This window comes from Paenibacillus sp. MAH-35 (genome assembly GCF_058135425.1).
In genome coordinates this window covers 46,428-60,466 of the sequence record NZ_JBYUPU010000002.1, presented here as the reverse complement: position 1 = coordinate 60,466, position 14,039 = coordinate 46,428, and the positions used below count along the sequence as shown (strand labels likewise).

Sequence of the window (14,039 nt, the reverse complement as noted above, 5' to 3'; positions counted from 1 at the left end):
CGAATGAATGCAAAACCGACGATTTTTTGCCGTAATGTGAGGTGCCTATCGTAAAAAGTCCTTCGCACATGTCGAGCGATTCCCCGCACAGGCAGGCGCAGCCTAATAATAAAACCGGCAACCGGCATGCCCCTCAAATTTTATTCCAACCCCGGAAGGACTTCGTTTCGGCGGAGCGAACCTATATGTACGCAAACAAGTAAAATACAGCAATGTGCCGGATGGCTTTTCACGCTACGAAAAGAGTTGGGATGGGAGATGAGATCATGCCGAATGACGAAACGGCATCGCGGGCGGCGTGGACGCCGATCGATTGGGGAAGGGCGGGGGAGAACGAATATACGCGCCGGTTGTCCCGGGTGCTGCTGAAGTGGACCCGGTATGCCAACGAACAATACGCGGATTGGCCGGACCGGGAGAATTGCGGACATTTCTTCGGGGGCTCTTACTGGTACGGTATCGAGAGCGCTTACACAGCTGCGGTATTCGCGGCGGTCGGCACGATGCCCGAATACGACGAAGCGGTTACCGGCATGCCGCAGCAGGAGGTGCGAAGCAAAGCGATCCGGGCCATCCGCTATTTAGGCTTTACGCATGATACGGGTCCGGAGGAATGTGTTCGAGTAGAAGGGCCGAATCCGCATTGCAGCCGAAAAAAGTGGGGAGGACGGGGGGATACGTTCTTCCGGGCGAGCCAGACCGGGACGGTCGTACACGCGATGGCTTGCGCAGCCTGGCTCCTTCACGACGAGCTGGACGAGGAAACCAAGCGGCTCATGGAGACAGTTCTGGAATATTACGCCGACTGCTATAGCGCGATGAAACCCGGCACCGGCGTCTACTTCGACACGCAGTGCGAGGAGAACGGCTGGACGTCGTCGGGAATCGGCGCCGCCGCCGCCCTGCTGCCCGACCATCCGCGCGGCGGAGAGTGGAGACAAGCGGCGCTTCGCTGGGCGCGCAATTCGGTGACGACACCGGGCGATAACGTGAAGCGGACCGAAGGAGTGTCCACGGTTACGTTTCATCCGGACTATACGACGGAAAACCATGCATTCGTCCATCCTTCCTATATGATGGCAGGGATCTCGCTGCGCGGGTTGTATGCGCTGCTGGAGATGATGGCGGGAAGTCCGGTCCCCGAACAGTTGACCGTGGGCAACGTGCCGATGTACGAGCGGACGATCAAGCTGTGGAGCTATACGGACGGAATCCCGGTGCCGATCCAAGGGCAGGACTGGTGGTATAATCTTCATCACGCTTCGATGATGTGCCATGCGTTTATCCATGTCCTGCACGGCAACCCGGACGCCGCCGCCCTTGAACGTACGGCGCTTGAATTCGTCGAGAAGCTGCAGATCAGCAATACGAGAGGCTGCCTGCTGGAGCAGAACGGGGAAGCATGCATCGTGACCGAAGGCCATCAGACGGCCAAGGAGATGGAATTCGGTTGCGCGCATAGTGTGCTGATCGCATACTTGCTGCACCGTTTCGGCGGAGCGGGGACGGAGCCGTCGGGAGAGAGCGACTTAAGCGAGGCTGTCAACGGAGTTCACTACTACCCGTACGGCAGCTCGATCGTTCACCGGACGGATGCATCGTTTTCCGCCTTCAGCTGGCGCAATCACGTCATGGCGATCACCCTGCCGCGGAACGGAGTGTGGAGCGTCACGCCCGCATATTCGAGCTTCATCGGCGAGGTCGAGTTCGAAGGGGAACAACCGGGTGTGGCGTACAATGAGACGACGCCGGTCGAATGCGACGAGCAGCATCTGCACCGGTTCAGCGACGGCTTCGGGGCTGTCGCCGAGCTTCAGCGCGGCAAGGGAGGCAAGCTGCTCCAGCGTATCGGCTTCGTGTCGCTTCCGGACGGGAGAAGCTTCTATGCCGAACGCATTCGCGTCCAGCGGCCCTGCACGATCAAGAGGCTGTCGACGGGCCTGATCGGCATCCGCAACGAGCGTTACTCCGCGCTTCCCGGTTATGCGGACGGCTCGAAAACGGTGACCGTTCCCGGCAGAACGAAGCAGTTTGAAGGCTATTACGGACAGGACCCCGACATCGTCGAATCGTTCGGACCGGTCCCTTACATCAACGTTAACGGGGAGATCGGATACGTCGTAATCGGCTCGGACAACGTTACGTATTGGAATCGTCACCAGTATGCGAAGTGGAAAGGCGTGGAGGACGTTCTGACGCTGAATGCCAGAAGCGGGCTTCTCTTCGATGGACCGGCCGAGCTTCCCGTATTTGCCGTACTGGCCCTTCCGAACGCCTCGGCCGAGCTGACCCGCGAGTCGGCTAACGCCACCCGCCTTTTGTCGGCACGAATGGACGATTGCATCGTAGCGGAGACGGATGCCTACATGATCTTCGTCAATTTAAGCGGACGACGGACGGAATATCGAGTGACAGCCGCGCGAGCCGGCCGCAGCGTCCAACTGTTCGAAGGGGAACAACGCGTGGACGCCGGTCATGTCGTTCGCACCGGAACGGTCGAGGCCGGTTATGCCGGCTATGCCGCGAGCCGGTTCCGGCTTGAGCTGCCGGAGTCTTTACCGGCTCCATACAATTTGACGGTGACCGTGTCCGGCGCCCGGGTTTATGTGACGAATGAAGCCCGCAGCGTCTCGAACTGCACCATAACCGTAACCGATACCGGATCATCCGGTTTACGGCGCGAGGTAAGCATAGAGGGGCTTTGCACATCGGTGTTCACATTTGACCGCTAAGATCGCGCTCTTGCCATAATACGGATTGCAGCACCGCCGGATGAGGACGGAACGGGGACGGACGAACAATCGATCGTTTTGATCGAGCCCCCGGTTACCCGCGCCTTGTCCGGCTTTTCTTAAGCGGCACTGCTACCGGGCTTCCGGCTTCATCTTGCCTGCGGCTCCGCCGGGTCCGCTGTTTTCGGCTTTTCGCAACGCATGGGCGCCTATAACCACTAATGGAAACACAATCGCGTACAAAAAGTCGAGATACGGCCAGTAGCGGGTGATCAACGTCTGGAAATGGACGATATTCGGGGCGATGGCGATGGACAGGGACACGAGCAGCATGCCCCCGGGCAGCAGAAGCGGCTTGTAGCCGTTCAGCTTGAACGTTTGCGCGATCCCCAGATGAAGCGCATAGACGTATATCGTAATTTTAAAATACGCGCTGATAAACCACATGATCGCCATAATCGCTTCCAGCCTCTCCAGAAACAAGCCAACGCTTATTTTCTTGGCAAGCGTATACGTGGGATACAGCTGGCTGCCGGATACATAATGTCCGAGAACACAGATGCATAACGAGACGACCGTGATCAGCACCAACCCTCCAAGCACGGCGCCGACGATCAGGCTTTTGCCTGCCTTCTCGCGGTTGGTCACGTAGGGGGCGATCATGAGCAGAATCACAAGCTCCGTGTAAGGAAACGCGGCAGCTGTGAGAGCTCCGCGCAGCACAGGCTTGACTCCTTCCCCCAAAACCGGCTGGATGTTCCTGAAGTCGATTTGCGGGAATAGAAAAAGAACGAATGTGGTAAACAGCAGCAGAAACCAGGGAAACAATATTTCCGCCGTACGTGCGATCGGCTCAAGGCCCTGTGCGGCGCCGAACAAAATGACGGCAATAAACAGCAGATGAATCGCTTGAATCGGCGTCTCCGGCAAAATATGCGTGATCATAAAATCTCCGATTTCGCGGATTTGAACGGCCGAGCAGGTGAGCGGAAAGATGAGGAACAGAAGTCCCAACACTGTTCCAAACGTTCGGCCAAACCGTTCATGGACATATTCGATCAGGCTGAGTCCTTGAAAACGCCGGTTCGCGACCCCGAACAGCCAAAGGATCGGCAAGCTGAAAGCGAGGCCGGCCAGCGCCGATATCCATGCATCATGCTTCGCTTCGGATGCCGGAATAGCCGGCAGAACGAGAAGGGAGTCGCCCACGGTCATAAGCAGGACAAGCACGGTGAACTGCCGCAGGCTGATCGCGTTTTTGTTCGGCATAAGCCCCTCCCTTCTTGGTGCCAGCGTTATTCGGACTGAGGTCTGTCTGCGCTCACGATAATAATCGGGTTACAACCTCGCTGGCCGGCTTGAATATAATAGTGATCCAGCCGACCGGGTTCGGAATCGGCATATGCAGCGCCTGCGCGACGCTTAATAAGGTTCCGGCCGACAGCAGAACGCAGACGGTCCACAGCTCTTTCCAAGACTGCTTGCGCCATAACGCCGGAGCTTCGAGCAAAGCGATCAGGACGGCGGAAGCGATGATGGAAGCGACAATCATCCGGGGTCCCCCTTCAGCTTGTTCAGAAACGAGTTGTTCGTCGTACCGACGCGACGTACTTTGGATATGACTTTCACATGGATTTGCATGTTCGAGAAATGCCGGTCCCAATCCGGCTCCAGCTGTCTCCACACCTTCGGATCGGCGCGGTGAACGGCCTCGCCAAATCCGAAAATATCGACCTTCAGCTGTTTTTGGGCTTGTTGAAGAGCGGCCGCAATGAACGACTTGACCATTTGATTGGAGCGTTTCTCCAGGTCGAGTATCGATTCTTCCTTCGTCAAATCGATTTTGCACATCACTTCGCCGACGTTGGTCTCCATTCTGACGACTACATCCGCGACTGGCTTTCCGTCTACGATACGTGCTTTTAATGTCGAGTTGGTCCGGATGACCTCCATCGCCGTTTTCCCGCCGCCCGGGCAGTTTACGAATCCGACGGTGCTTTTCACATTGCCGAGCATGTAATTGAGCCCTTTGCTCTCATTTTCGTTTAGCCAGCCGACCAGTTTATCCCCCCTCAGCGCGGCCAGACCCGTGTACTTCAGATAGGCCGCCTGCTCGATCCGCTCCAGGTTCGCCGTTTGGTTGCCGATTTCTTTGTCGCCTGTTAATTGAATCGCGCTTAAAACCGGCTGCCGGCCTGTGCTTGCAAATGCGGTAACCAGCTTGTCGAGCGTCACCTTCGCCGTAGGGGCCCATACCTTCTCAGATATTTCCAAGGAATTGAACATTTTGACCGAAGGGATGGTGTCCAGCGGAGTCAGCGCCTTCAGCACATCTTCGGCCTTGCCGCCCTTGGCGACTACGATGAAGAAATCGGTTCTCAGCTCCTGATCCCTGGACACCAGGTCCAGCGCTTCTCCGATTCCTTTCCGGGCCAGCTTCTCTCCGATGACGAGTATGCGCAGATGCGCCAAATATATTTTTCGCGGACTGGAGATCGTCATCTTGCGGATCGCTTCAAATACAGTGCTTCCGGTTTCGCTGTACAGAAGCACCGGCGAGCTCAGGCTGCTGCCCTTGCTCTTCGTAATTTCGCCGGGTTTGACGACCTGAGCCGAGACGCGGTACTCCCCGTTATCCGTCAAATCGATCCCGAGTCCGGCGGTAATCGCCAGATCGTTCAATTCTTTGCGGTTCCAGCAGCCAGTCGTGACCGACAGCAGGACGACCGTCAACAATACGGCTATAACCGTAGCAGGCTTCATCCGCGGTACTCCTTTCCCGGCATCGGCCACCGAGTTAATGCTGGGGCTACGGCCTGGATTTCGGGGCAGGCGCCGGTTGCTGCCGGACGGCGTTTCCCGGGCGGATGGACCGGGGGCGTTTGTGCATCATCCAGAGCGGCAGCCGGAATATCGTATCTTTTTGTTCCTCCAGATGGAAGGGGGCGAACGGCGACATGTAAGGCACGCCGAACGAACGAAGGCTGCACAGATGAAGCACAAGCGCAAGCAGCCCGAAGATCGTGCCGAACAAGCCGAATGTAGCGGCCAAAATCATCAGCGGAAAGCGCAGCATCCGAATCGAGATCGACATATTAACAGCCGGAAAGACGAAGCTCGAGATCGCCGTTATCGATACGACGATAACCATCGCTGCGGAGACGATGCCGGCTTCTACCGCCGCTTGCCCGATGACCAGCGTGCCTACGACCGAGACGGCCTGACCGATCGCCCGGGGCATCCTCAGTCCGGCCTCGCGCAAGATCTCGAACGTAATCTCCATCATCAGCGCTTCGATGAACGCCGGAAACGGGATACCCTCGCGCTGGGCGGCTAGACTGATCAGCAGTTGGGTCGGCAGCATCTCCTGATGAAACGTAGTAATCGCGATATAAAGCGACGGGGCGAGCAAAGCGGTAAAAAAACCGACATACCGGATCATCCGCAGCAAGGTGCTAATATCGGCACGCTGATAGTAATCCTCGGCGGAATGAAGAAACGAGACGAACAGGGCGGGGACGATCAGCACGAACGGAGTGCCGTCGACGAAGATGGCAACCTTGCCTTCCAGCAGCTCCGCAGCGATTACGTCAGGCCGTTCCGTATTGTAGATGGTCGGAAAAGGCGTAAACGTCTCGTCCTGAATCAGCTCCTCGATATATCCGCTCTCCAGGATGCCGTCGATATCGATCCGGTCCAGCCTTGCCCGAACCTCTTCCACGATCTGCCCGTTCACGATTCCGCGGATGTACATGACGGCGACTTCGGTTTTCGTCACGGTGCCGATCGTCCGGTTCTCCATCCATAAATTCCGGTCTTTGATCTTCCGGCGGACAAGCGCCGTGTTGATTCGCAAATTTTCCGTAAAGCCTTCCCGCGGCCCCCGCACGACCGATTCTACGGCCGGTTCGGAAACTTGCCGATGCTCGTGCTTGCTCAAATCGATGGCAAAGCCTTCGTCGTAGCCGTCCAGTAAAAAGATGACACTGCCGGACAATAAAGCGTTAAACAGCTTGTCGCAGTCAAGCAGCGGTTGAATTCCGCTTACGGTAAGCGCATGATCCTTCAAGTAGTGCAGCACGTTACGTCCCGTGCGAATCGCTTTCTCCAGCTCCGCCTTGTCCAGATCGGTCATAAGAGACTCGAGGATAAAGCTTTGTACCGAAGGCGCGTCCACAAGACCGTCCGTATATAAAATCGCGGCGTGCAGCCGGGCGTCCGGTCCGACCGGAAATTCCCGGATGATCAGGTCGCCGCTGTTTCCGAGAACTTGCCGGATATACCGAAGATTCGGCTGTAGCCTCCGATGCAAACGGCTGGCGGGCATGGATGGCTCCGTTTGCTGGCGGGACGGGGAGGGTGATTTATGGAAGAGACGTTTGAGCTTGTGAAGCAAACGCATAAACCGGCTCTCCTCCTGCTAGTCCAAGTTAGGGGTTGGCATGATTGCCTTGCGCCGTTATTTTTATCCAAACAGGCGGTTTTGATACGCGGCGGCGGCATCGGCCAAGCAGCTTGATTTGCGGGCGTTTTGCTGCAGGTGCCCATGTCCCGCTTGTTCAGCTTAGCTTTGTGAGAAAAATCACTTCCGTGCATACTAGTGCTGTAGTACCATGGTGTCCTAACCAAAACAAACAACCAGAGAGGTGTAATCCATGAAAGCAGCACTGTGGCAAAGCGTTCGCAACATTCAAGTAAAAGATATTCCGGTCCCCCAAGTGCAAGCGGGACAAGTGAAGATCAAGGTCGCGTATTGCGGCATTTGTGGCTCCGACCTGCACGAATATTTGGCGGGACCTATCTTTATTCCGGTCGATCAGCCTCATCCGATCTCTAAAGACAAAGCGCCGGTCGTGATGGGCCACGAATTCGCAGGGGAAGTCGTCGAGGTGGGCGAAGGCGTCACGAATGTGAAGCCGGGCGACCGCGTATGCATCGAGCCGATCTATCATTGCGGGGAGTGCGCTTCTTGCAAAAGAGGTCATTATAACGTTTGCGAAAAGCTGGGTTTTGTCGGACTGTCGGGCGGCTACGGCGGCTTTGCGGAATATAGCGTCGTTCCGGCAAGCATGATTCACCTGATTCCCGATCATATGACATGGGAGCAGGCGGCGCTGGTCGAACCCGCGGCCGTAGCCGTACATGCGGTGCGCGAAAGCGATCTGCGGATCGGCGGTACGGTAGCCGTATTCGGCACCGGTCCGATCGGTCTTCTGGTGATTCAGGCGGCCCGGGCGGCAGGCGCGAGCCAAATAATCGCCGTGGAAGTGTCTCCGGAGCGTCAGGAGTTTGCGCGCAAGGTAGGCGCGGACGTAATCGTCAACCCGAAGGAATGCGACACCGTCGAGACGATCCGTTCGCATACCGGCGGGCTGGGGGTTGACGTGGCGTACGAAGTTGCGGGGATCGAGCAGACAATCAACGCGGCTATTTTATCGACGCGCTCCGAGGGCAATATCGTCAACATCAGCATTTGGGAGAAGCCGGCCAGCATTCCGCTGAACGGTCTTATTCTGACGGAACGGAAGATGACGAGCATTATCGCGTATCGCAACATTTTCCCGCAAGTGATCCAACTGATCGCGAACGGACAAATTCAGGCGCTGGAGCTCGTTACGAAAAAAATCGCCATCGACGATATCGTAACCGAAGGGTTCGAGGCGCTGACGAAAAACAAAAGTCAAATCAAAATTTTGGTGAATCCTCAGCCGTAAGGCGGATTTACTTGCGGAAAGCCCCGCTCCTTAAGTGTGAAGGAGCGGGGCTTTTTTGTCTGGTCACTAACTTTGGATAGGGTACTCGGCAGCCACTAGGAACTAAAAAAACCAAAAATAAGCTTTGCAAGCTTGTTCTTGGTTTTTTATTCATCATCGGGATCAATTCCCCAGAAGATATGATGGGCAGATCCGGAATTCGCGAACAAACAAGCGTCCACATAAACTTCTCGCAAAGAATGAGCAATTTTGTAGACGACAACGTTACCGACAACAGTCCATGAGTACCCGTTAAATGAAAAACCGGGGAACTCAGATATTCCATAAGCTTTGTGATCAGGCTGGGAAGCTAAGATAGCTTTCGTTCTTCGAATTCATCGGATCACTCTGAATGGCTGCATCCGCGCGAGTGCTGCACGGGCATAACTTGTCCAGAGAACCTTGTAACGATTATTATAAGTCATGCTTGACCTCAGATAGTAATCGCGAAAACTCCTCTTCATCGTCACTGTAGGTCGAAACGCCATTTTGTCGATCTTTTTCAGCTTGAGCCAGCTGGTTAATCACGTTTGGATCATTGAAAATGATGGACGTCAGCCTCTTTTTTTGTGTATCAGTCAACACTTTCGGTTCTTCCTTAGGTGTTAATTGAACTTGATATCCAATGTGGTTCTCAATAAGATGGACGAGATCTTCAAGCTCCACAACGGATTTTCCTTTAAAGCTTAGCTCCAATGTTTGCTTGGATAACGACATATTATCACCGTCCTTTTTGTATTCCCGAATTTTGGTTTCGAGGTGTTCGGATCTAAGCCATATTTTGCACGCTACTAGCTGAAAAATTTTGAAAATATCATCTGCCAAACAATTTATAAAGCGCATACGTCTCCCGATCCGGACTGCATCCTTTCAAAGTAAATTCGGTATACGGCTTGCCGTATAATTCTCCATTCGAACTAACGATGGACGAACATTCAGCTTCCATAACCGCATCGCTGCCAAATGAATCGCGTAACCTTCCCGTGAATAAGGAGTGTTACGGGGAACCGAACGGCTTCCAGCAAGTTGGACGCATTGACTCGGCTCACCGAAAATAGCACGGCACCTGCCAGGAAGCCTAATAGAAACTTTCTCATAAACTCACTCCATTCCACGGTAAAATAATAGTTAAAAAAACGCTTCGTTCAGTAACAGTTTTATAGGTTTTCCGAAAGTGATAAAGTAGTTGAAATTCCAAATAAACACAAAATGCAGGGTCCACAGCCGTCAGCGAACCTGAAGATTCCAAAACAAAAAGCCCGCCCAGGCACAAATCCCAGACAGGCATTCCCATGACCATCACATAAACTTCCGGTGCTGCTTCTTCCCGTCATACGTGAACAGCACGCTCTTATCTTCGATAATCGTCTCCAGATGGACGGTTCGCCCCCACAGCTTCTGCACGTAAGGCAGCGTCTTCTCCAAATATTTGATGTCCAGCTCGATGCCCTCGTACGAATGTTTCATATACAGCTCCCCGTTGTTCGTATGGTTGCCGTCAACCACATGCAGGACGGGGAAGCCGCCGTTGATCCGGGAGTAGACGAGCGTATCGCGCACCGATTCCCACGTTTTCTCGGTAATTTTCCACTCCGGCCCTTTTTTCTCGAACACGTACAGATCCAGCTCGTCGACCAGCTCTTTGGTCAAATAGTTGCGGACGAACGACGTGTCGGAGTCGAATTCGCGCACTTCGAATATTTTTTCGCGCCCGCGCCCGGGCTTGTAGCCGTAACGATCCCGTGCTTCCTCGGAGGGGGATTCCCAGCGCTTCTCGATATCCTCGAATATTTTCAGTCCCAAATAATACGGGTTCAGGCTGTGCCGAGACGGCTGCACGACCCCGCTGTTCAGCTTGGCGTATTCGATCGTCTCCTCGCTCGTCAGATCGAGCTCCCGGACGATGCGCTGGTGCCAGTAAGACGCCCAGCCTTCGTTCATAATTTTGGTCTCCATCTGCGGCCAGAAGTACAACATCTCGTCGCGCAGCATCGTCACGATATCCCGCTGCCACTCTTCCAGGATGGGGGAGTGCTCCTCGAGGAAATAAAGCAGATCTTTTTCCGGCTTGGGCGGAAATCGCTTCGGCTGCTCCTGGCGTTCGCGCTCCGCCTTCGCTTTCTCCTCGGGATCGTCGGTCAGCTCCCACAAATCCTCGTAACCCGTCTTGCCTCGGTGCTGATGGGGCTTCAGCTTCGCTTTCGCTTCCGCATCGCGCCGCTCTTTGTCGCCATAATACGGCTTGACGAGCGTCGGATCGACGTGCTCCTGGATCGCCAGCACCGAGTCGAGGAACGTCTCGACCGCTTCCGTCCCGTGGATCATCTCATATTCGCGAACCCGTTCGGCCGTCGCCGACATGCTCTCGACCATGTTGCGGTTCGTCTTCGAGAACCGGGCGTTGTTTTTGAAAAAATCGCAGTGGGCGAGCACGTGCGCTACGATCAGCTTGTTCTGGATCAAGGAGTTGCCGTCGAGCAGAAAGGCGTAACACGGATTCGAGTTGATGACGAGCTCGTAGATTTTGCTGAGCCCGAAGTCGTACTGCATCTTCATTTTATTGAACGTTTTTCCGAAGCTCCAATGGCTGAACCGGGTCGGCATGCCGTAGGCGCCAAACGTATAAATAATATCGGAAGGGCATATTTCGTACCGCATCGGGTAAAAGTCGAGCCCGAATCCTTGCGCGATTTCGGTAATTTCGTCGATCGCCCGCTCCAGCTGTTTGATTTCGTCCGGATGCATCGCTTTCGCTCACCCCTCTTTGCCTTTCGTGAAAAACGTCTTCAGCGCCTTGTACACTTCGCCCTTCTCGCGGATGACGCAGTGCTGGAAGCGGGGATATTGAATGTGCCGGTACGCGGACATCAGCGTGCTGCTCCGATTGTACTGGTTAACCTCCCCGTAGCCGAACATGTTGCTCCGCTCGAGCAGCTTCTCGATCAGCTTGACGCACCGCTCGTTGTCGCTCGTCAAATTGTCGCCGTCGGAGAAATGGAACGGGTATATGTTATAGTGGGACGACGGATAGCGGCGGTCGATAATCTCAAGCGCTTTCTGATAAGCGGACGAGCAGATCGTCCCGCCGCTTTCGCCTTTGGTGAAAAACTCTTCCTCGCTGACTTCCTTCGCTTCGGTATGATGGGCGATGAAGACGATCTCGACCTTCTCGTATTTCGTCCGCAAAAAACGCGTCATCCAGAAAAAGAAGCTGCGCGCGATATATTTCTCGAAGCTGCCCATCGAGCCCGACGTGTCCATCATCGCGAGAATGAGCGCGTTCGAGTGAGGGACGACGACTTCGTCCCAGGTTTTAAACCGCAGGTCGTCGGGGGAGATATGGTGGATGCCCGGCGAGCCGGAACCGGCGTTGCGGCGCAAATTTTCAAGGATGGTCCGCTTTTTGTCGATATTGGACATGATCCCCTTTTTGCGGATGTCGTTAAATTGAATTTCCTGTGTCTGCAAATTGTCTTTTTGCTTCTGTTCCATGTAGGGCAGCTCCAGCTCCTCGAACAGCATCGACTGGAGTTCTTCCATGCTGATCTCCGCCTCGAAGTAGTCTTCGCCCGGCTGGTCGCCGGCCCCTTCGCCTTTCCCAGGATTCGCTGCGGACGGATCGACGCCGAGCACATCGCCGACCTGGCTGTCACCGTCGCCCTGTCCGACGTGCTTGCTCTTGTTGTAGTTATAGCGGAACCGATACTCGTCGAGACTGCGGATCGGCACTTTAATAATTTGCTTATTGTGCGAGGTGACGATGTTTTCTTCAGTGACGAGGTCGGGCAAATTTTGCTTGATCGCTTCGCGTACTTTTTGCTGGTGGCGGGTTTGGTCCTGGTAGCCTTTGCGGTGGAGTGACCAGTCTTCCCGGGAAACGATAAACAGCGGATTGGTCATGTTGCGGCACCTCCTGTTGGGTTGTTTCGCTCCCGCGCTTCCTCGCGCATGGATGGAGTGCAGTACGGCGGCTTGCCTTTGGAAAAGATAGCTTGTTATCAATATATTCACGGACCGGGGGGATATGTGAATGGGACGAGGACTGTTTTTTCGGATTCGGGGACGGGTAAGAGAAAAGCAGACACGGCATGTTCGTCCTTTAAGCCGTTGACCTGCGGCGTTCCGAACCGGAAATCGGCCCTCTTGCGTAGGGTCTCTCAACGTGGAGAAGGCTTCAGAAGAACCTATAACTATTATAAAATCGTTGCTTCGTATAGGGATAAAGACGGTAAACCCAAGCACCGTTTGACTCAAAACCTTGGCGTGTTGTCGGAAGAAGATGCTGCACGTTTGGAAATGATTTTGCAAGCCCAACAAGATGCGGAGCTTATCGTAGCGAAGAGCTCCTACGTTGTAGTGGCAAGGCAGTCGACGATTACTCGCGGTATATGGTGCACGGACAATTTTATTTGGAAGAACGATAGCTCGGCTGGAAGATTGCTTGAAGAAGGCAATCCTCGAGCACGGCATACCCGAAACGATTTACGTCGATAACGGATTATCCCAACGCTTCTCGAGTCCTCTAATATTGTAAATCCCTCTCGCTAAGAAAACGTAGAGGGATGTGTTATAATTCTGGTACACGCAGCCGGATTTTCACAAGTATATCGAGGGAGGTTGCGACATTGGATAATAAACCGAGCGCGTTAGGAAGGGTCATTCATGTACTCGATTCTGACCCAGACTTTCATCAAATGATCGAGCAATCCGAAGAGGATCTTAAGCAAGGCAAGATCTATACGACAGGTGAAATCATTGAACAGATTAAGCAAGGTAAGTTATAGATAAGCAGTAACAAGTAAAAAAATCCGAAGGAGGGAGATCCACAATGTCCAATCCGGATGAGCAGCAGCAGCACACGTATCAAGATTGGTTGTCTTGGGATGGAGCATGGGAATTAATTAACGGAAAGGCATATAACATGTCACCGGCACCGACTGCTCTTCACCAGTTTATTGTAGGAGAGTTACATTTTGCGCTGCGAACGCACTTTCAGGATAAGAGCTGTTTAGTGTTTGTCGCTCCGTTCGACGTATTCTTCAGTGAGAGCGATCAATATGATACGCCTGATCATGTGACGCAGCCGGATCTATCGGTGGTGTGCTCCAAGAATCAGATCTCCAAGAACGGTTGTCAAGGCGCGCCAACTATGATTATCGAGGTATTGTCGCCTTCTACGGCGCTGAAAGACTTCAATGAGAAGTTTAATCTTTATCAGAAATATGGCGTTTTGGAATATTGGATCGTCGATCCTGGCAATCGCACGGTTCATGTATATGCGCTGCAGAATGGCGTGTATCAGGTACGCGACTTATATATGGAGCAAGATAACGTGCGGTCGAACGTGTTCAAGGATTTTCAAATATCGCTGGGCAAGCTGTTTAACTTGGAAGCCTAATACGATAAAGCCGATTCCCGCGCGAATCGGTTTTTTTCTGTTCTTAATATTAAAATATTAAGCATCTTATGCGTCAGATCGACATGTACCTGAATCGCCAGCACCGAGTCGAGGAACGTCTCAACCGCCTCTGTCCCGTGAATCATCTCATTATTG

At 53.9% G+C, this 14,039-nt stretch carries 11 protein-coding genes and 2 pseudogenes; 6 read left to right on the top strand and 7 right to left on the bottom strand.

All coding sequences use genetic code 11. The features are described 5' to 3' along the window. Positions 1-266 precede the first annotated feature (266 nt). Positions 267-2,732 carry an FtsZ/tubulin family protein gene (locus AC3Y2E_RS02065; protein ID WP_379206615.1) on the top strand — a complete coding sequence of 822 codons (2,466 nt, stop codon included), beginning with the start codon at positions 267-269 and terminating at the stop codon, positions 2,730-2,732. 132 nt (positions 2,733-2,864) lie between these two features. On the opposite strand, the gene AC3Y2E_RS02060 is transcribed toward AC3Y2E_RS02065, so the two are convergent. Genes AC3Y2E_RS02060 through AC3Y2E_RS02045 form a run of 4 tightly spaced genes read right to left on the bottom strand, consistent with a single transcriptional unit; the run spans position 2,865 to position 7,134 of the window. Then, positions 2,865-4,001, bottom strand: coding sequence for a GerAB/ArcD/ProY family transporter (locus tag AC3Y2E_RS02060; protein WP_379206613.1), 1,137 nt, complete (start codon positions 3,999-4,001; stop codon positions 2,865-2,867). Between the two features lie 52 nt (positions 4,002-4,053). Next, positions 4,054-4,284, bottom strand: coding sequence for a hypothetical protein (locus tag AC3Y2E_RS02055; RefSeq protein WP_379206611.1), 231 nt, complete (start codon positions 4,282-4,284; stop codon positions 4,054-4,056). Beyond that, positions 4,281-5,495 (bottom strand): Ger(x)C family spore germination protein, encoded by a 1,215-nt coding sequence (locus AC3Y2E_RS02050; protein WP_379206609.1) that lies wholly within the window; start codon positions 5,493-5,495, stop codon positions 4,281-4,283. Before AC3Y2E_RS02050 ends, AC3Y2E_RS02055 begins: the two co-directional genes overlap by 4 nt. 46 nt (positions 5,496-5,541) lie before the next feature. Beyond that, positions 5,542-7,134, bottom strand: a complete 1,593-nt coding sequence (locus tag AC3Y2E_RS02045) for a spore germination protein (RefSeq protein ID WP_379206607.1) — start codon at positions 7,132-7,134, stop codon at positions 5,542-5,544. A gap of 253 nt (positions 7,135-7,387) precedes the next feature. Here AC3Y2E_RS02045 and AC3Y2E_RS02040 point away from each other — a divergent pair, with 253 nt between their 5' ends. After that, entirely contained in the window at positions 7,388-8,446 is a 1,059-nt protein-coding gene (locus AC3Y2E_RS02040; protein WP_379206605.1) for a 2,3-butanediol dehydrogenase, read from the top strand. A gap of 453 nt (positions 8,447-8,899) precedes the next feature. On the opposite strand, the gene AC3Y2E_RS02035 is transcribed toward AC3Y2E_RS02040, so the two are convergent. The 3 genes from AC3Y2E_RS02035 to yhbH form a co-directional block, all read right to left on the bottom strand. After that, entirely contained in the window at positions 8,900-9,202 is a 303-nt protein-coding gene (locus AC3Y2E_RS02035; protein ID WP_379206603.1) for a hypothetical protein, read from the bottom strand. 582 nt (positions 9,203-9,784) lie between these two features. Continuing rightward, positions 9,785-11,230 carry a SpoVR family protein gene (locus AC3Y2E_RS02030; RefSeq protein ID WP_379206601.1) on the bottom strand — a complete coding sequence of 482 codons (1,446 nt, stop codon included), beginning with the start codon at positions 11,228-11,230 and terminating at the stop codon, positions 9,785-9,787. 9 nt (positions 11,231-11,239) lie between these two features. After that, positions 11,240-12,385 (bottom strand): sporulation protein YhbH, encoded by a 1,146-nt coding sequence (gene yhbH, locus AC3Y2E_RS02025; protein ID WP_332072836.1) that lies wholly within the window; start codon positions 12,383-12,385, stop codon positions 11,240-11,242. A gap of 48 nt (positions 12,386-12,433) precedes the next feature. Here yhbH and AC3Y2E_RS02020 point away from each other — a divergent pair. The 4 genes and pseudogenes from AC3Y2E_RS02020 to AC3Y2E_RS02005 form a co-directional block, all read left to right on the top strand. Further along, positions 12,434-12,793 (top strand): annotated as a pseudogene (locus tag AC3Y2E_RS02020) (hypothetical protein); the annotation flags it as partial. Positions 12,794-12,852: 59 nt separating this feature from the next. Further along, positions 12,853-12,983: pseudogene (locus AC3Y2E_RS02015) on the top strand (IS481-like element ISGur11 family transposase); the annotation flags it as partial. Positions 12,984-13,110: 127 nt separating this feature from the next. Beyond that, on the top strand, positions 13,111-13,269 hold the full coding sequence (locus AC3Y2E_RS02010) for a hypothetical protein (protein ID WP_379206599.1): 159 nt from the start codon (positions 13,111-13,113) through the stop codon (positions 13,267-13,269). A gap of 44 nt (positions 13,270-13,313) precedes the next feature. Beyond that, positions 13,314-13,883, top strand: a complete 570-nt coding sequence (locus AC3Y2E_RS02005) for a Uma2 family endonuclease (RefSeq protein WP_379206597.1) — start codon at positions 13,314-13,316, stop codon at positions 13,881-13,883. The last annotated feature ends 156 nt before the right edge of the window (positions 13,884-14,039 follow it).